22 protein-coding genes are annotated in these 16,063 nt (G+C 59.1%); 10 read left to right on the forward strand and 12 right to left on the reverse strand.

The features are described 5' to 3' along the window. Positions 1-8: 8 nt before the first annotated feature. From JFU58_RS06855 to JFU58_RS06880, 6 genes are all read right to left on the reverse strand, one after another. Complete coding sequence (locus JFU58_RS06855) at positions 9-248, reverse strand: BolA family protein (protein ID WP_010170570.1); 240 nt, start codon at positions 246-248, stop codon at positions 9-11. A 114-nt stretch (positions 249-362) separates the two neighbouring features. Beyond that, complete coding sequence (locus tag JFU58_RS06860; protein WP_093205193.1) at positions 363-668, reverse strand: STAS domain-containing protein; 306 nt, start codon at positions 666-668, stop codon at positions 363-365. Next, on the reverse strand, positions 665-1,318 hold the full coding sequence (locus JFU58_RS06865; protein WP_093205190.1) for an MlaC/ttg2D family ABC transporter substrate-binding protein: 654 nt from the start codon (positions 1,316-1,318) through the stop codon (positions 665-667). The genes JFU58_RS06860 and JFU58_RS06865 overlap by 4 nt, the downstream gene beginning before the upstream one ends. Positions 1,319-1,329: 11 nt before the next feature. Next, positions 1,330-1,797 (reverse strand): outer membrane lipid asymmetry maintenance protein MlaD, encoded by a 468-nt coding sequence (gene mlaD, locus JFU58_RS06870; RefSeq protein ID WP_017477724.1) that lies wholly within the window; start codon positions 1,795-1,797, stop codon positions 1,330-1,332. Further along, positions 1,797-2,594 (reverse strand): lipid asymmetry maintenance ABC transporter permease subunit MlaE, encoded by a 798-nt coding sequence (gene mlaE, locus JFU58_RS06875; protein ID WP_003216131.1) that lies wholly within the window; start codon positions 2,592-2,594, stop codon positions 1,797-1,799. Before mlaE ends, mlaD begins: the two co-directional genes overlap by 1 nt. Continuing rightward, complete coding sequence (locus JFU58_RS06880; RefSeq protein ID WP_003216128.1) at positions 2,594-3,403, reverse strand: ATP-binding cassette domain-containing protein; 810 nt, start codon at positions 3,401-3,403, stop codon at positions 2,594-2,596. Before JFU58_RS06880 ends, mlaE begins: the two co-directional genes overlap by 1 nt. A 289-nt stretch (positions 3,404-3,692) precedes the next feature. Between JFU58_RS06880 and JFU58_RS06885 the strand changes: the two genes are divergently transcribed. The 10 genes from JFU58_RS06885 to JFU58_RS06930 all read left to right on the forward strand — a co-directional run bounded on the left by JFU58_RS06885 (position 3,693) and on the right by JFU58_RS06930 (position 10,742). Next, a complete protein-coding gene (locus tag JFU58_RS06885) occupies positions 3,693-4,667 on the forward strand; it encodes a KpsF/GutQ family sugar-phosphate isomerase (protein WP_017477726.1) in 975 nt (324 codons plus the stop codon). Next, the gene (locus JFU58_RS06890) at positions 4,668-5,192 is read left to right on the forward strand and encodes a KdsC family phosphatase (RefSeq protein WP_010170579.1); all 525 of its coding nucleotides are present in this window, start codon (positions 4,668-4,670) and stop codon (positions 5,190-5,192) included. It abuts the gene before it with no gap. 8 nt (positions 5,193-5,200) lie between these two features. Continuing rightward, positions 5,201-5,773 (forward strand): LPS export ABC transporter periplasmic protein LptC, encoded by a 573-nt coding sequence (lptC, locus tag JFU58_RS06895; RefSeq protein ID WP_063027162.1) that lies wholly within the window; start codon positions 5,201-5,203, stop codon positions 5,771-5,773. After that, positions 5,760-6,332, forward strand: a complete 573-nt coding sequence (lptA, locus tag JFU58_RS06900) for a lipopolysaccharide transport periplasmic protein LptA (protein ID WP_023659193.1) — start codon at positions 5,760-5,762, stop codon at positions 6,330-6,332. The genes lptC and lptA overlap by 14 nt, the downstream gene beginning before the upstream one ends. Then, on the forward strand, positions 6,332-7,057 hold the full coding sequence (lptB, locus tag JFU58_RS06905) for an LPS export ABC transporter ATP-binding protein (protein WP_003216119.1): 726 nt from the start codon (positions 6,332-6,334) through the stop codon (positions 7,055-7,057). The genes lptA and lptB overlap by 1 nt, the downstream gene beginning before the upstream one ends. A gap of 184 nt (positions 7,058-7,241) precedes the next feature. Continuing rightward, the gene (locus JFU58_RS06910; RefSeq protein WP_026078000.1) at positions 7,242-8,735 is read left to right on the forward strand and encodes an RNA polymerase factor sigma-54; all 1,494 of its coding nucleotides are present in this window, start codon (positions 7,242-7,244) and stop codon (positions 8,733-8,735) included. 75 nt (positions 8,736-8,810) lie between these two features. Next, positions 8,811-9,116 carry a ribosome hibernation-promoting factor, HPF/YfiA family gene (hpf, locus tag JFU58_RS06915; protein ID WP_017477729.1) on the forward strand — a complete coding sequence of 102 codons (306 nt, stop codon included), beginning with the start codon at positions 8,811-8,813 and terminating at the stop codon, positions 9,114-9,116. Positions 9,117-9,128: 12 nt separating this feature from the next. Continuing rightward, positions 9,129-9,593: a PTS IIA-like nitrogen regulatory protein PtsN gene (gene ptsN, locus JFU58_RS06920; RefSeq protein ID WP_063027160.1), complete on the forward strand. Its 465-nt coding sequence runs from the start codon at positions 9,129-9,131 to the stop codon at positions 9,591-9,593. A gap of 2 nt (positions 9,594-9,595) precedes the next feature. Then, positions 9,596-10,453, forward strand: coding sequence for an RNase adapter RapZ (rapZ, locus tag JFU58_RS06925; protein WP_027604814.1), 858 nt, complete (start codon positions 9,596-9,598; stop codon positions 10,451-10,453). Between the two features lie 16 nt (positions 10,454-10,469). Continuing rightward, positions 10,470-10,742 (forward strand): HPr family phosphocarrier protein, encoded by a 273-nt coding sequence (locus JFU58_RS06930; protein WP_017138240.1) that lies wholly within the window; start codon positions 10,470-10,472, stop codon positions 10,740-10,742. Between the two features lie 38 nt (positions 10,743-10,780). On the opposite strand, the gene JFU58_RS06935 is transcribed toward JFU58_RS06930, so the two are convergent. The 6 genes from JFU58_RS06935 to pmbA form a co-directional block, all read right to left on the reverse strand. Continuing rightward, a complete protein-coding gene (locus tag JFU58_RS06935) occupies positions 10,781-11,674 on the reverse strand; it encodes a ZIP family metal transporter (RefSeq protein ID WP_201140126.1) in 894 nt (297 codons plus the stop codon). A gap of 31 nt (positions 11,675-11,705) precedes the next feature. Then, on the reverse strand, positions 11,706-12,317 hold the full coding sequence (locus JFU58_RS06940) for a superoxide dismutase (RefSeq protein WP_201140127.1): 612 nt from the start codon (positions 12,315-12,317) through the stop codon (positions 11,706-11,708). 1 nt (position 12,318) lies between these two features. After that, a complete protein-coding gene (locus tag JFU58_RS06945) occupies positions 12,319-12,762 on the reverse strand; it encodes a hypothetical protein (RefSeq protein ID WP_063027153.1) in 444 nt (147 codons plus the stop codon). Between the two features lie 27 nt (positions 12,763-12,789). After that, positions 12,790-14,166, reverse strand: coding sequence for a class II fumarate hydratase (locus tag JFU58_RS06950; protein ID WP_201140128.1), 1,377 nt, complete (start codon positions 14,164-14,166; stop codon positions 12,790-12,792). Continuing rightward, positions 14,159-14,554 (reverse strand): FagA protein, encoded by a 396-nt coding sequence (locus JFU58_RS06955; RefSeq protein WP_076014430.1) that lies wholly within the window; start codon positions 14,552-14,554, stop codon positions 14,159-14,161. Before JFU58_RS06955 ends, JFU58_RS06950 begins: the two co-directional genes overlap by 8 nt. A gap of 148 nt (positions 14,555-14,702) precedes the next feature. Continuing rightward, positions 14,703-16,049: a metalloprotease PmbA gene (gene pmbA, locus JFU58_RS06960; protein WP_063027149.1), complete on the reverse strand. Its 1,347-nt coding sequence runs from the start codon at positions 16,047-16,049 to the stop codon at positions 14,703-14,705. Positions 16,050-16,063 lie beyond the last annotated feature (14 nt).

Genomic DNA, 16,063 nt, shown 5'->3' on the forward strand with positions numbered 1-16,063 from the left:
TTGGGGGCTCAGGTGCGCTCGGCCCAGGCCGCGCGGCTGAAAAATTTCATAGTGACCGCATGGATGCTGCCATCGGTGATCCACGGGTTCAAATGGGCATAGATCTGCTGCTGACGCTTGACCGGGCTCAATGCCGCCAGTTCATCGCTAATCACGTTCAGCTGGAAGTTGCAGCCTTCGCCCTCAACTTCAACATTAGTTTGGGGCAGCTTTCCTTCAAGGAAGCTTTTAACTTCTAGGGCCTGCATGATCAACCTCTATGGGCGCCCAGTGCGCGCGGGTCGCACATCATACAAAAAAGCCCCGCGCCTGCGAACCCCGCATAGCAGGACTCTGACGGGGGGCTTCTTTAATAATGTGTATTAAGGATGCGCCAACAGCTCGGTCAGACCGGAAACTTCAGCGATTTCACGCATGTCTTCGGGCAACGCACGGATGCTCACCGTTTTTTTGACAGCCTGCGCATCACGCATGAAACACAGCAGCAACGACAAGCCGACACTGCTGGACTTCACCACCGCCGAGCAATCCAGCACCAGCGCGGACGCAGTGCTGGAATTGATCAGCGCTTGGCCCTGCTTGCGCAGGGCTGGCCCGGTGCTGTAATCCAGCACGCCGCTGAGCAGCAGCTCACCGGACTCGCCAAGGCGAATGGCCGACTCGGTCATTGGGCAGACTTCCCGGCAGCTTTGTCGGTTTCTTCCTTGGCCTTGGCCACTTCACCGGCCCAACCATTGATGGTTTTGTCCAGGTCGTTGCCATTGCGCTGCATGGCATCCGCGAACTGGTCACGGAACAGCTTGCCAATGTTGATGCCATTGATCACGACGTTACGCAGTTTCCACTCGCCATTGATCTTCGTCAGGGTATAGGACACCGGATACACCGCGCCATTGGTGCCCTTCACGGTCATGCCAACTTCGGCACGGTCACCCGTTTCGGACTTCGGCGCGTCAACCGTAATGCCCTGGTTGTTGTACTCAAGCAATGCGTTGCCATAGAACTGGAACAGGCCACGCTTGAAATTTTCCTGGAAGCGGGTCATCTGCTCCGGGGTCGCCTTGCGCGAGTACTTGACGGTCATGATGCTTTTGGAAATGCCTTCGGCATCCACCACAGGCCCGACAATCGTGTTCAGCGCGTTATAAAACTGACTCGGGTCTTGCTTGTACTTTTCCTTGTTGGCGCTCAGGTCAGCCAACATCTTGTTGGTGGTGTCCTGCACCAGGTCATGTGCAGAGCCGCCGGCAGCGGCGTTAGCCATCAACGGCAGTGCCGCGAGCAGTACCAACAGGCCACGTCGCAAAGTAGAGATCATCAACACATTCCTCATTTGGCGTCTTTATTGACGGTATTGAGCAGGAATTTACCGATCAAGTCCTCCAGCACCAACGACGACTGTGTGTCATGAATGGTCGAGCCATCCTTGAGCAGAGCTGTTTCCCCGCCCACGCTGATACCGATGTACTTCTCGCCCAGCAAGCCAGCGGTGAGGATAGACGCAGTGGAGTCAGTCGGCAGGTTATCGACCTTCTTGTTCACTTGCATCGTCACCCGGCCGGTGAAGCTGTCGCGGTCCAGATCGATCGCCGTGACCTTGCCGATGGTTACACCCGCCATGGTCACTTTAGCTCTGACAGTCAAACCGGCGATATTGTCGAAGTAGGCGTAAAGTTTATAAGTATCGGCGGTGGGGCTGGCCGATAGGCCGCTGACTCGCAGGGCGAGCAACAGTAAAGCCAGGATGCCAGCCAGCAAGAAAAGGCCGACACCGATTTCCACAGTGCGGTTTTGCATCAGAAATCTCCAAACATCAAGGCGGTCAAAATGAAGTCAAGGCCCAGTACCGCCAACGAGGCGTACACAACGGTCTTGGTGGTGGCGCGACTGATCCCCTCTGAAGTGGGCTCACAGTCGTAGCCTTGGAATACGGCGATCCAGGTCACTACAAAGGCGAAAACGATGCTTTTAATGATGCCATTGAGCACATCACCGCTGAAGGTCACGCTGTTTTGCATATTGCCCCAGTAGGAACCGTCGTAGACCCCCAGCCAGTCAACCGCCACCCATGAACCGCCCCAGATGCCCACCACGCTGAATACCATCGCCAGCAGTGGCAGGGAGATGAAGCCGGCCCACAGGCGCGGGGCAACAATGTACTTGAGCGGGTCGACACCGATCATTTCCAGGCTGGACAGCTGCTCGGTCGCCTTCATGTTGCCGATTTCGGCCGTCAGCGCCGAACCGGCACGCCCGGCAAACAGCAGCGCAGTCACCACCGGGCCCAACTCACGTAACAGCGTCAGCGCAACCATCTGCCCTACCGCCTGTTCGGAGCCGTAGCTGGAAAGGATATTGAAGCCTTGCAGCGCCAGCACCATGCCGATGAATACCCCGGAGACCACAATGATCACCAGGGACATCACACCCACGGAGTGCAGTTGCTTGATCAGTAGACCAAAACCGCCGCCAATACCGCCGCGGCCGAGCAACGCATGAAACAGGAAAATCGTCGAACGGCCCAGCACACCGATGATATCGATGCCGGAGCGTCCGAAAAGGCGAACCTTTTCGAGTAAAGATGTCTTGCGCATCAGCGCTTCCCCAGAAGATCTGAGCGGTAGTCCGCTGCCGGAAAGTGAAAAGGCACCGGGCCATCGGGATCGCCGGTCATGAATTGGCGAATGCGCGGGTTATCAGCGTTCATCAGCTCTTCAGGCGTGCCCTGCCCCAACACCTGGCCATCGCCCACGACATAAAGGTAGTCGGCGATGCTCGCGGTCTCGGCCAGGTCGTGGGAGACCACGATACTGGTGATACCCAGTGCGTCGTTGAGCAGGCGAATCAGGCGCACCAGGACGCCCATGGCGATCGGGTCCTGGCCAACGAAAGGCTCGTCGTACATGAGAATTTGCGGGTCGAGGGCGATCGCACGCGCCAGGGCGACACGACGCTTCATTCCACCGGACAGCTCGTCGGGCATCAAATCGATGGCACCGCGCAGCCCTACGGCCTGCAATTTCAGCAACACAATGTCACGAATCATCTCATCGGACAGCTGTGTGTGCACCCGCAGCGGGAACGCCACGTTTTCGAATACGTCGAGATCGGTAAACAACGCACCGCTCTGGAACAGCACTCCCATGTGCTTGCGCGCATCGAACAGGTCGCTGCGCGAGAGGGTCGGCAGGTTCTGGCCATTGACCCAGACTTCACCGGCGGAGGGGCGCAATTGCATGCCCATCAGGCGCAACAGCGTCGTCTTGCCGCAACCGGAAGGCCCCATAATGCCCGTGACTTTGCCGCGGGGAATGCGAATATCCACATTATTGAAGATGCTGCGCGTACCGCGCTTGAAGGACAGACCCTTCAGCTCGACCGCGTAGGCGTTATCGGCACTCATCTAAACTCCTTGGGATGCAGCCTTTCACTCAGACACCTTGTTTTCGACAAATGCTTGCGCCGAATAGACAAAAAGGCTGCGCGGACCGAACTGGCGGCGAACTATATCACTGCTGGTGCAGCGCCCCCAAGGCCGGAACAGAGCTTGTTCAGAAACAGGACAGGTAATAAATCGCAATATTAAGGGTTGCTCAGAAGCTTGACTAAATAAAGGCTGACGAACTTACGTGAGCGATTCGATCATTACCGCTATAATCGCCGACTTTTCGTCAGGCTATACGATTTCAGACATGAGCCAATCCAGCGACCTTATTCAATCCGCACAACGCACCATCCGCCTCGAGCTTGAAGCCGTAGAAGGTTTGCTGGCCCATATCGACGCGGATTTCGTACGCGCATGCGAGATGATTCTGGCCAGCAAGGGCCGCGTTGTCGTGGTCGGCATGGGCAAATCAGGGCATGTTGGCAACAAGATCGCCGCCACCCTGGCGAGCACCGGGACCACCGCGTTCTTCGTGCATCCGGCCGAAGCCAGCCACGGCGACATGGGCATGATCACCCGGGACGACATCATCCTGGCACTGTCCAACTCTGGCACCACCAACGAAATCGTGACCCTGCTGCCGCTGATCAAGCGCCTGGGCATCCAGTTGATCAGCGTGACCGGCAACCCGGACTCGACGCTGGCAAAAGCCGCTGAAGTGAACTTGAACGTGCACGTTGCCCACGAAGCCTGCCCGCTGAACCTGGCACCGACCTCCTCCACCACCGCCGCCCTGGTCATGGGCGATGCGCTGGCCGTGGCCCTGCTGGAAGCCCGCGGGTTTACCGCCGAAGACTTCGCGTTTTCCCACCCGGGCGGCGCCTTGGGCCGTCGTCTGCTGCTTAAAGTGGAAAATGTGATGCACGCCGGCGACGAGTTGCCGCAAGTGGCGCGGGGCACCCTGCTTAAAGACGCCTTGATGGAAATGACCCTCAAGCGCCTGGGCATGACCGTGATCCTGGAAGACGACGGGCGCCTGGCCGGGGTTTTCACCGACGGTGACCTGCGTCGCACTCTGGACCGCAACCTCGACATCCAGACCGCCACCATCGACGAAGTCATGACGCCCCACGGCAAGACCGCCCGCCCTGACATGCTTGCAGCCGAAGCGCTGAAGATCATGGAAGACCATAAAATCCTGGCGCTGGTGGTGGTCGACAGTGACGACCGCCCGGTTGGCGCCCTGAACATGCACGATTTGCTGCGTGCGGGAGTGATGTAAATGACCACCGACCTGTTGCAACGGGGCAAAAACATCAAGCTGGCGATTTTCGACGTCGACGGCGTGCTGACGGATGGCCGCCTGTACTTCCTGGAAGACGGCAGCGAATTCAAGACCTTCAACACCCTCGACGGCCAAGGCATCAAGATGCTGATGGCGGCGGGCGTGCAAACCGGCATCATCAGCGGTCGCAAGACCCCGGTTGTGGAACGCCGCGCACAAAACCTGGGGATTCCTCACCTGTATCAGGGCCGCGAGGATAAACTGGTGGTTCTGGACGAGCTTCTTGGCCAACTCAACCTAAGCTATGAGCAGGTTGCGTACCTGGGTGACGATTTACCCGACCTGCCGGTGATTCGCCGGGTCGGCCTGGGCATGGCCGTGGCCAATGCTGCGGCGTTCGTTCGCGAACACGCCCATGGTGTAACCACCGCCCGTGGCGGCGAAGGCGCCGCCCGTGAGTTCTGCGAACTGATTCTGCGCGCCCAAGGCAGCCTTGAAGCGGCCCACGCCGCCTACCTATAGAGCGTTTTATGCTGAGTAAAAAGATTCGCAATTTCCTGATACTTGCAGTCATCGCCGCGGTTTTTCTCGCGGTCGGTTATTGGAATATCAGCCCGGAGCGCTTCCTCGACAAGCCTGTTGCCCAGGTTGACGAGAGCGCTATCGACTATTACGCCATCAACGCCCACAGCATTCAGTACCTGCCGGATGGCAAGGTTCAGTATGAAATGACCTCTGACAAGGTCGAACACTTGAAGGCATCCGAGGTCACCTTATTGACCAAGCCGGACATGAACCTGTATCGCGGTGCCGAATTTCCGTGGCACGTCACCAGCGAGCGTGGCGAAGTCAACCCGGACGGCACCCAAGTGGAATTGATTGACTCGGTTCGCGTAGCCCGTACCGACGCCAAGGACCGCGAGACCATTATTACCAGCAGTCGCATGACCGTATTCCCACAGAAGCAATATGCGCAGACCGAGCAAGACGTTAGAATTGACGGCGCTGGCGGTGTATCGACTGGCAAGGGAATGAAAGCGTATTTGAAAGAAAGCAGGATACACCTGCTATCGAACGTAAGAGGACAGTATGAGGCTCGTTAAAACCCTCCCTATTTTGCTCGGCCTGGGCGCAGCACTGGGAAGCGTGAGCGCCTGGGCTCTGCCGAACGATAGCCAGCAACCGATCCACATTCAGGCTGACGATGCGCAGCTGGATGACAAGCAAGGTATCGCGACCTACACCGGCAGCGTGATCATCACCCAAGGCTCGATGAAAGTGACGGGTAATACCGTGACACTGACTCGCACCCCGGCAGGCGATATCGACGTGGTCACTTCGGTGGGCAACCTGGCGTATTTCGAACAGCTGCAGAAAGTGGGCGATCCTACGCCGGTCAAAGGCTATGGCAAGACGATCCAGTACCACGCCCAGCAAAACCGTATCGTGCTGATCGACCAGGCCCGCGTCATCAATGACGGCAACACCACCGACGGCGAAAAAATCGTCTACGACACGGTGAAGCAGATTGCCCAGGCCGGTCGCGCCACCGGTTCGAAAATCAGCACGCCGAAGCCGCGTATCGACATGGTTATCCAGCCGAAGCAGAAACCGGGCGCAGCCCAGCCGGCGCCGAAACCCGACGCGAAGAAGGCGAATTAATGGCAACCCTGAAAGCCCAGCATCTGGCCAAGGCCTATAAAAGCCGTCAGGTCGTGCGCGATGTCAGCCTGTCGATCGACAGCGGGCAGATCGTCGGCTTGCTCGGCCCCAACGGTGCCGGCAAGACCACCTGTTTCTACATGATCGTCGGCCTGGTACAGGCCGATCAAGGTCGCGTCCTGATCGACGACCTGGACGTGAGCCACCAGCCTATGCACGGTCGTGCGCAGGCGGGTATCGGCTATCTTCCCCAGGAAGCATCGATCTTCCGCAAACTGTCGGTTTCCGACAACATCATGGCCATCCTCGAGACCCGCAAGGAACTCGACCGCGCCGGGCGCAAGAAAGAGCTGGAAAGCCTGCTGCAGGAATTCCATATCAACCACATTCGCGACAACCTCGGCATGAGCCTTTCCGGCGGCGAGCGGCGTCGTGTGGAAATCGCCCGAGCCCTGGCCACTGCGCCGAAGTTCATCCTGCTGGACGAACCCTTCGCCGGTGTCGACCCGATCTCCGTCGGCGACATCAAGCAGATCATCCATCATCTCAAGGCCAAGGGCATCGGTGTGTTGATCACCGACCACAACGTCCGCGAGACCCTCGATATCTGCGAAACCGCTTATATCGTCAACGATGGACAGCTGATTGCCGAAGGTGACTCCGCCACTATCCTGGCCAACGAACTGGTCAAGGAAGTGTATCTGGGTCACGAGTTCCGCCTGTAAACACGGTGGTATCAGGCCATTCGCCATGGAGCGCGGTAGTCAATAAAAACCTCATTATTTTTATTGTTACCGTGCTCTAGGCAAAGCCCCCGATATCAGGCATATAATTTGCTTATGTTTGGCGCTCACGCGCCCTGTCGTGGATGGCGCATTGCGCCGGCGAATAAGGTGTTAAGCCCCTGCCATGAAACCATCGCTAGTCCTGAGAATGGGCCAGCAGCTGACGATGACGCCGCAGCTGCAACAGGCCATCCGCCTGCTCCAATTGTCGACCCTGGACCTGCAACAGGAAATCCAGGAGGCCCTGGAGTCCAATCCGATGCTCGAACGCCAGGAAGAAGGCGACGACTTCGATAATGCAGACCCGCTGGCCGACAACATCGAGCAAAAGCCCAACCCCGACGTACAGGAACCCTCCTACCAGGAAACCGCCCCCACGGTGGACAACCTTGAGGAAGGCGAATGGAACGAACGCATTCCCAACGAGCTTCCCGTCGACACCGCCTGGGAAGACGTCTACCAGACCAGCGCCAGCAGCCTGCCCAGCAATGATGATGACGAGTGGGATTTCACCACCCGCACGTCCGCCGGCGAGAGCCTGCAGAGCCATTTGCTCTGGCAACTGAACCTGGCCCCGATGTCCGATACCGATCGCCTGATCGCTGTGACCCTGATCGATTGCATCAACAATCAGGGCTACCTGGACGAGACCCTTGAGGAGATCCTCGAGGCCTTCGACCCGGAACTGGACATCGAACTGGACGAAATTGAAGCCGTCCTGCACCGCATCCAGCAATTCGAGCCAGCCGGCATCGGCGCCCGCACCCTCAGCGAGTGCCTGCTGCTGCAATTGCGCCAATTGCCGGCCAAGACTCCATGGCTGGCCGAAGCGCAGCGCCTGGTCACCGACTATATCGACCTGCTGGGCAGCCGCGACTACAGCCAACTGATGCGCCGCATGAAGCTCAAGGAAGATGACCTGCGCCAGATCATCGAGCTGGTACAGAGCCTCAACCCGCGCCCTGGATCGCAGATCGAGTCCAGTGAAGCCGAATATGTCGTGCCCGATGTCATCGTGCGCAAGGACAACGAGCGCTGGCTGGTGGAGCTGAACCAGGAATCGGTACCGCGCCTGCGGGTCAATCCGCAATACGCAGGTTTTGTACGCCGCGCCGACACCAGCGCCGACAACACCTTCATGCGCAACCAGTTGCAGGAAGCCCGCTGGTTCATCAAGAGCCTGCAAAGCCGCAACGAAACCCTGATGAAAGTCGCCACCCAGATCGTCGAGCACCAGCGCGGCTTCCTGGAATACGGCGATGAAGCAATGAAGCCGTTGGTTCTGCATGACATCGCCGAGGCGGTAGGCATGCACGAATCAACGATTTCCCGGGTGACCACACAAAAATTCATGCATACCCCACGGGGTATTTATGAGCTGAAATACTTTTTCTCCAGCCACGTCAGCACCTCCGAAGGCGGCGAATGCTCGTCCACGGCGATCCGCGCGATCATCAAAAAACTGGTTGCCGCGGAAAATCAGAAAAAGCCGTTGAGTGACAGCAAGATCGCTGGTTTACTGGAGGCACAAGGCATTCAGGTCGCCCGTCGAACCGTCGCCAAGTACCGCGAGTCCCTTGGGATCGCGCCTTCCAGCGAGCGTAAACGTTTGATGTGACGGGCGGGCCATAGCGTTCCAGTGACGGGTATTCCTACCCGTCGCTTTATGCACTGGCAACGAAGGAGAAGCTGTATGCAAGTCAACATCAGTGGACACCATGTAGAAGTCACCCCTCCATTGCGCGAATACGTCGAGCTGAAGCTGAGGAAGCTTGAGGGCCATTTCGACAAGATCACCAACGTGCAGGTCATCATGAAGGTCGACAAGCTTCAGCAGAAAATTGAAGCGACACTTCAGATACCTGGTGGCGAAGTGGTCGCCAATGCCGAACATGAAGACATGTATGCATCAATCGACTTGCTCACAGACAAGCTTGACCGCCAACTTAAAAAGCATAAGGAAAAGCAGCAGAGCCTTCTTCAAGGCACTGGCCGCTAACACTCCCCACCCATGATCCGACTTGAAACCATCCTGACCCCCGGCCGTTCCCTCGTGAACGTGCCGGGCGGCAGTAAAAAGCGTGCCCTCGAACAAATTGCCAACCTGATCGGCCGCGAAGTGCCCGAAATGGATACGCAAGCTGTGTACGAGGCCCTGATTGCCCGTGAAAAGCTCGGCTCGACCGGCTTTGGCAACGGCATCGCCATTCCTCACTGCCGCCTGCAAGGCTGCGAGTCTCCAGTCAGCGCCCTGCTGCACCTGGACGCCCCTATCGACTTCGACGCCATCGACGGCGCCCCGGTTGACCTGCTGTTTGTACTGTTGGTCCCGCAAGCCGCCACCGATGCGCACCTGGAACTGCTTCGACAAATCGCCAGCATGCTCGACCGCAAAGAAGTACGCGACAAACTGCGCAGCGCCCCCAGCAATGAGGCGCTCTATCAGGTTGTCCTGGATGAACAAAACGGGCATTAATCATGCGTTTGATCATCGTCAGCGGCCGTTCCGGCTCAGGTAAAAGCACGGCCCTCAATGTTCTTGAGGACAACGGCTTCTATTGCATCGACAACCTGCCCGCTGGCCTGCTGCCGGAACTGGCGGAACGCGCCCTGATTCACACTGAGCTCGCGCAACCGCTGGTCGCCGTATCGATCGACGCGCGCAACCTGCCCAGCCACCTCACACGTTTCCCGGAACTGCTCGAAGAAGTACGGGCCAAGCACATCCACTGCGATGTGCTGTACCTGGACGCCGATGAAGAGACGCTGCTCAAGCGCTTCTCCGAAACCCGTCGTCGCCACCCGTTGAGCAGTCCCCATCGTTCCTTGGCCGAAGCCATCGAGGACGAAACCAAACTGCTGGGACCGATCATTGACCTGGCCGACCTCAAGATCAACACCACCAGCCTGAACCTGTATCAACTGCGGGATGCGATCAAGCTGCGCCTGCTGAATCAGCCGGAGCCGGGCACTGCTTTTCTAGTGGAGTCGTTTGGCTTCAAGCGCGGCATGCCTGTGGATGCCGACCTGGTGTTTGATGTGCGCTGCCTGCCCAACCCGTACTGGAAGCCGGAGCTGCGCGATCAGTCCGGGCTGGACCAACCTGTGGCCGATTACTTGGCGGCGCAACCGGATGTCGAGGAGATGTTCCAGGACATCTCCAGCTACCTGCTCAAGTGGCTGCCGCGTTTTGCGGCCAGCAACCGGGCTTATGTCACCATCGCCATTGGCTGCACCGGCGGCCATCACCGTTCCGTCTACCTGACCGAACGCCTGGGCCAGGTGCTGCAACAAACCCTCAAGAACGTCCAGGTTCGCCACCGCGACCTCAGCTGAAAGGAACACCTCCGCGATGCCCGCTCTGGAAATTGAAATCATCAACAAGCTGGGCCTGCACGCCCGGGCCTCGGCAAAGTTCGTCGGCGTCGCCGGGCAGTTCCCTTGCCAGATTCGCGCCGGGCGCACTCCCGAATCCATGGTCGACGGCAAAAGTATCATGGCCATGATGATGTTGGCTGCGGGCAAGGGCACGAAGATTCATCTGAAGACCGAAGGCGAGCAAGAGCAGGAAGCGATGGATGCGCTGGTGAAGTTGATCAATAACTACTTCGACGAAGGCGAGTAAACCCGCCTTCCTGTGAGCGAGTGAAGCCGGATGCGGCTTCACCCCAATGCTGTATCCATCACCATCATCAAACAGAACCCGATGCACAGCCCCAAGCTGGCAAGCTTGTCATGGCCATTGCGCCGCGACTCGGGAATGACTTCGTGAGTCACCACCAGCAGCATCGCCCCGGCCGCCAGTGCCAGCCCCAACGGCAACAGCACCTCCGCCAGGCTCACCAGCCAGGCGCACAGCACCGCAAACACCGGCTCCACCAGGCCTGACGCCGCGCCGATCAGGAACGCCTTGACCCGCGACATCCCTGCCCCGGCCAGCACCAGCGCAATCACCAATCCCTCCGGCACATCCTGCAAGGCGATGCCCATGGCCAGGCTGTCGGCATCGGGCATGCCGCCGCCTGCCGAGACACCCACGGCCATGCCTTCGGGAATGTTGTGGGCAATGATGGCGAACACAAACAGCCAGATACGCGGCGGTATCACCGGGTGTTCCGGACTGCCCACCAGCATTTCCGGGCTGGCGCCGGAGACCTTGCGATCCACCAGGTACAACCCGAACGCGCCCAGCATGATGCCGAAACTGATCAAGCCACTGGCGGCCCAAGACGCCAGCCCCAGGCTTTGCGCAGCCGCAATACCCGGCACGATCAGCGAAAACGCCGTCGCGGCCAGCATTACCCCGGCACCGAAGCCGAGCAGCGTGTCGCTCACCGCCAACGGCATTCGGCGGATCACCAGTACCGGCACAGCGCCCAAGGCGGTGCCAAGCGCGCAAATGGCACCACCTTGCAAGGCCCGCAGAATGCGGGGTTCCAGGTCAAGCCAGGCCAGCCCTTGGGCCACCAGCAACGCGGTTCCCGCCAATAGCAGCAGCGAGCCAAACGCATAACGAAACATTCGCACGCTGCTGATCGCCAGTGTTTCAGTGCCCATAGTCGGCCTTAGATCTTGTTATAGAGGCGTGTCAGCCCAGCGCCGCCTGGTAGCGTCCGGCAACTTCCGGCCAGTTGATGACGCTGTAGAACGCATTGATGTATTCCGGACGACGGTTTTGGTACAGCAGGTAGTAAGCGTGTTCCCAGACGTCCAGGCCGAGGATTGGCGTATTGCCGCCCATCAGCGGGCTGTCCTGGTTGCCACTGCTTTCCACCACCAGGGTCTTTTGCGGGGTCACGCTCAACCACGCCCAGCCACTGCCAAAACGGGTCAAGGCAGCTTTGGTGAACGCTTCTTTGAACGCATCGAAACCGCCCAACTGTTCGTCGATGGCTTTGCCCAGCGCACCGTCCGGTTTGCCGCCGCCCTTGGGCGACATCACTGCCCAGAACAACGAGTGGTTAGCGTGACCGCCGCCCTGGTTGATCACCGCCGCCCGCAGCTTTTCCGGCAGTTGCTGGACGCTGGACACCAGTTTCTCCACCGGCCAACCGGCAAACTCGGTGCCTTCGACAGCCGCGTTTAGGTTGTTGATGTAGGTCTGGTGATGCTTGGTGTAGTGGATCTCCATGGTTTGCGCATCGATATGCGGTTCAAGGGCATCGTAGGCGTAAGGCAAGGCCGGCAAGGTGTAGGACATATCAATGAGCTCCATAAAAAGGGCTGTTGCGGGTCGACGCATCCGATGGCGCCACATTGCTGCCCAGCAGGCGGTGAGTACGTGGATACTCACCGTGATCGCTGATGAAATTCAGCAGTTCGACGTAGGTCTTGCTGCTCTGGCGCAGGGCCGCTTCACGCAATTGCGGGTTCAGGCGAGTGTCCTGCATGGTCTGCAACAAGCGCTGGTGAATGGCGCATAGGTATTCCGCGCTCTCCTCCGGCTGGTTCAGGCGCAGGTGCAGGTCGGCCAGGTTGTGATGAGAAATGACGCAAGCCGCCACCGCTTCGTCGGCATCCGCCCAGCGCTCAAACAACACTTGAGCCAGCGCCAGGGCTTGCAGATAGGCCTCGCGGGCGTCTACCAGCTCGCCCGCCATAAAGCAGCGATTGGCCCGTTCGATCGTGCGTTTCCAGTGCTCCATGGTGAGCCTCCAAAGCAGGGTCGGTGATTACACGCCGCCGGCCGTGAGCTTTTCCGGATCCAGCAGGATTTCCAGTTGGCTGCGGGGCAAGTCGGTGTGTTCGAGCGCCACGTCAATCACCGGGCGGCCTTGTTGATAGGCCTTCTTGGCGATTTCGGCGGCCTTTTGGTAACCGATGATCGGGTTGAGTGCGGTCACCAGGATCGGGTTGCGCGACAGCGCTTCCTTGAGCTTGGCTTCGTTGACCTTGAAGCTGGCGATGGCCTTGTCCGCCAACAGGCGGCTGGAGTTGGCCAGCAATTCCAGGCTGCTGAGCAGATTCTGGGCAATGATCGGCAGCATCACGTTGAGTTCGAAGTTGCCGGACTGGCCGGCGATGGTGATCACCGTGTCATTGCCGATCACCTGTGCGGCAACCATAGCGGTAGCTTCCGGGATCACCGGGTTGACCTTGCCCGGCATGATCGAGGAGCCCGGTTGCAGGCCTTCCAGTTCGATCTCACCGAGGCCGGCCAACGGGCCGGAGTTCATCCAGCGCAGGTCGTTGGCGATTTTCATCAAGGACACGGCGGTGGTCTTGAGCTGCCCGGAGACCGCGACAGCGGTGTCCTGGGAACCGATCAATGCAAACAGGTTCTTGCCCGGCGTGAACTGAACGTGGGTCAGGCTGCTCAGTTGCTGGCTGAAACGCGCCGCATACTCCGGATGCGCATTGATCCCGGTGCCGACTGCAGTGCCGCCCTGGGCCAGCGCCTGCAAACTTGGCAGCAGGTCTTGCAGATGGCCGATATTCGCCTTGAGCTGTTGAGCCCAACCATTGAGCACCTGGCTCATGCGCACCGGCATCGCGTCCATTAGGTGCGTCCGGCCGGTCTTGACGAAGCGGTGCACCTCTTCGGCCTTGTGTTCGATCACCTGTACCAAGTGCAACAGCGCCGGCAGGGTTTGCTCATGCAACACCAGCGCTGCGCTGACGTGAATGGTGGTCGGGATGATGTCGTTGCTGCTTTGGCCGCAGTTGACGTGATCGTTGGGGTTCACCGGCTCGCCCAGCAAACGGCTGGCCAGGGTCGCAATCACTTCGTTGGCATTCATGTTGGAGCTGGTGCCGGAGCCGGTCTGGAAGATATCCACCGGGAAGTGCTGCATGAAGTCGCCTTCCAGCAAGCCTTGGGCCGCATCGACGATGGCCTTGCCTTGGGCTTCGCTCAGTTGTTTCAGCTCGACGTTAGCCTTGGCGGCGGCAGCCTTGGCCAGGATCAGCGCACGAATGAACTGCGCCGGCATGCGCAGGTGGCTGATGGGAAAGTTGTTCACCGCACGCTGGGTTTGCGCGCCATACAAGGCCTCGGCGGGCACTTGCAGTTCGCCCATGCTGTCGCGTTCGATACGGGTGTTACTCATCGGAAGATCCTTGCACCAGGTCAGAAACAGAAATGGACGGCAGCAATTCGCAGGTCGCCAATTGCCAGGCAAAGGTCTGCCAGCGCTTGAGGCGGCAGGCACAGTGGGAAAGTTTTTCCAGGTCGCGCAACGGGCGCCAGGCTTGGTCCAGGCACATGGACCGCCAGTGCCAGGGCAAGGCGATATCGGAGGCGGTGTCGAGCAGCAGGCGGAATGAGGTTTCGCCGATGGTCCACGGGTGGGTCGCGGTGCAACAGGCGAGGTACCGGCCTTCGGCCAGGTAATGTTCGATCAGGCGGGGCTCGTCGGGATCAAGGCCGCAGCGAATCTGACGACTCATCCAACGCCAGCTTTCCAGGTAGGGATCCTCATGCAGGACAGAACTCATGATCCACACTCATTCGGTAATGATATTTATTATTAAATGATATTGAGAATCAAAACAAGAGCCTGAGGAAATCACTCGGAATTCCAGGCACAAAAAAAAGCGCGCTATCCAATGGATGGCGCGCCTTTTTTCAGCGTTTGTCGGCGGGTCAGCTGCCGGCGACGGTCATCTTCTCGATCAACACCGAACCGGTGCGGATGTTACTGCGCAGTTCCAGGTCATTACCCACCGCGACAATCTGCTTGAACATGTCACGCATATTGCCGGCGATGGTCACTTCCTGCACGGCGAACTGGATTTCACCGTTTTCCACCCAGAAACCCGCCGCGCCACGAGAATAATCCCCCGTGACCATATTCAGGCCATGGCCCATCAACTCGGTGACCAGCAAGCCACGCCCCATACGCCGCAACAGCGCCGCCTGGTCTTCATCCCCATGGGTGATGAACAGGTTGTGCACGCCGCCCGAGTTGGCTGTGCTTGGCAGTCCGAGCTTGCGACCGGCATAAGTACCCAGCACGTAGGACACCAACTCACCGTTCTCAACAAACGGCTTGGCATAGGTCGCCAGGCCATCACCGTCAAACGACGAACTGCCCATGGCGCGCATCAGGTGCGGACGCTCATCGATGGTCAGCCATTCCGGGAACAGCTTCTGGCCAATCGCGCCCTCGAGGAACGACGACTTGCGATACAGGTTGCCGCCGGAAATCGCCCCAAGGAAGCTGCCGAACAAACCACCGGCCAGTTCCGCCGAGAACAACACGGGCACTTCGCAAGTCGGCACCGGGCGCGCGCCCAGGCGGCTGGCCGCACGTTGCGCGGCACGCTGGCCGATGAGCACCGGGTCCATCAGCAATTCGCCCTGGCGGTTCACGTCGTACCAGTAATCACGCTGCATCTGGCCGTTGGCTTCGGCGATCATCACGCAGCTCAGGCTGTGACGCGTCGAGGCATAACCGCCGATAAAGCCGTGGCTGTTGCCATACACGCGGCAACCCTGATGAGTGCTCAAGGTGGTGCCATCGGCGTTCTTGATCCGGCTGTCGGCATCAAATGCCGCCGCTTCGCAAGTCAACGCTTGTTCAATAGCCTGCTCCGGGGTGATGTCCCAGGCATGAAACAGGTCAAAATCTTTCAAGTCCCGAGCCATCAGGGCTGCATCAGCCAGGCCCGAGCTTTCATCTTCAGACGTGTGCTTGGCAATCGCCAGTGCGGCGGCGACGGTTTCGCGAATCGCTTCCGGGCCACTGGCGGAGGTGCTGGCCGAGCCTTTGCGCTGGCCCACGTACAAGGTAATGCCAAACCCCTGGTCGCGGTTGAACTCAACCGTTTCCACTTCCCGCTGGCGTACCGATGTCGACAACCCCTGCTCCAGGGACACCGCCACTTCACAGGCACTGGCCCCCTGGCGCTTGGCCTCGGCAATGATCTGCTCGACTTGCTCCTGCAGTGCCGGTAACGCTTGCGGACCGACGCTTTGGGTTGCACTCATGGTTTTCTCCACTC

Source organism: Pseudomonas sp. TH34 (assembly GCF_016650865.1).
GTDB classification, from domain to species: Bacteria; Pseudomonadota; Gammaproteobacteria; order Pseudomonadales; family Pseudomonadaceae; genus Aquipseudomonas; species Aquipseudomonas yamanorum.

Bases quoted from the DNA above. Each gene is read 5' to 3' on its own strand.
- JFU58_RS06855 (WP_010170570.1), bottom strand. From the start codon at position 248: ATGCAGGCCCTAGAAGTTAAAAGCTTCCTTGAAGGAAAGCTGCCCCAA.
- JFU58_RS06860 (WP_093205193.1), bottom strand. From the start codon at position 668: ATGACCGAGTCGGCCATTCGCCTTGGCGAGTCCGGTGAGCTGCTGCTC.
- JFU58_RS06865 (WP_093205190.1), bottom strand. From the start codon at position 1,318: ATGATCTCTACTTTGCGACGTGGCCTGTTGGTACTGCTCGCGGCACTG.
- mlaD (WP_017477724.1), bottom strand. From the start codon at position 1,797: ATGCAAAACCGCACTGTGGAAATCGGTGTCGGCCTTTTCTTGCTGGCT.
- mlaE (WP_003216131.1), bottom strand. From the start codon at position 2,594: ATGCGCAAGACATCTTTACTCGAAAAGGTTCGCCTTTTCGGACGCTCC.
- JFU58_RS06880 (WP_003216128.1), bottom strand. From the start codon at position 3,403: ATGAGTGCCGATAACGCCTACGCGGTCGAGCTGAAGGGTCTGTCCTTC.
- JFU58_RS06885 (WP_017477726.1), top strand. From the start codon at position 3,693: ATGAGCCAATCCAGCGACCTTATTCAATCCGCACAACGCACCATCCGC.
- JFU58_RS06890 (WP_010170579.1), top strand. From the start codon at position 4,668: ATGACCACCGACCTGTTGCAACGGGGCAAAAACATCAAGCTGGCGATT.
- lptC (WP_063027162.1), top strand. From the start codon at position 5,201: ATGCTGAGTAAAAAGATTCGCAATTTCCTGATACTTGCAGTCATCGCC.
- lptA (WP_023659193.1), top strand. From the start codon at position 5,760: ATGAGGCTCGTTAAAACCCTCCCTATTTTGCTCGGCCTGGGCGCAGCA.
- lptB (WP_003216119.1), top strand. From the start codon at position 6,332: ATGGCAACCCTGAAAGCCCAGCATCTGGCCAAGGCCTATAAAAGCCGT.
- JFU58_RS06910 (WP_026078000.1), top strand. From the start codon at position 7,242: ATGAAACCATCGCTAGTCCTGAGAATGGGCCAGCAGCTGACGATGACG.
- hpf (WP_017477729.1), top strand. From the start codon at position 8,811: ATGCAAGTCAACATCAGTGGACACCATGTAGAAGTCACCCCTCCATTG.
- ptsN (WP_063027160.1), top strand. From the start codon at position 9,129: ATGATCCGACTTGAAACCATCCTGACCCCCGGCCGTTCCCTCGTGAAC.
- rapZ (WP_027604814.1), top strand. From the start codon at position 9,596: ATGCGTTTGATCATCGTCAGCGGCCGTTCCGGCTCAGGTAAAAGCACG.
- JFU58_RS06930 (WP_017138240.1), top strand. From the start codon at position 10,470: ATGCCCGCTCTGGAAATTGAAATCATCAACAAGCTGGGCCTGCACGCC.
- JFU58_RS06935 (WP_201140126.1), bottom strand. From the start codon at position 11,674: ATGGGCACTGAAACACTGGCGATCAGCAGCGTGCGAATGTTTCGTTAT.
- JFU58_RS06940 (WP_201140127.1), bottom strand. From the start codon at position 12,317: ATGTCCTACACCTTGCCGGCCTTGCCTTACGCCTACGATGCCCTTGAA.
- JFU58_RS06945 (WP_063027153.1), bottom strand. From the start codon at position 12,762: ATGGAGCACTGGAAACGCACGATCGAACGGGCCAATCGCTGCTTTATG.
- JFU58_RS06950 (WP_201140128.1), bottom strand. From the start codon at position 14,166: ATGAGTAACACCCGTATCGAACGCGACAGCATGGGCGAACTGCAAGTG.
- JFU58_RS06955 (WP_076014430.1), bottom strand. From the start codon at position 14,554: ATGAGTTCTGTCCTGCATGAGGATCCCTACCTGGAAAGCTGGCGTTGG.
- pmbA (WP_063027149.1), bottom strand. From the start codon at position 16,049: ATGAGTGCAACCCAAAGCGTCGGTCCGCAAGCGTTACCGGCACTGCAG.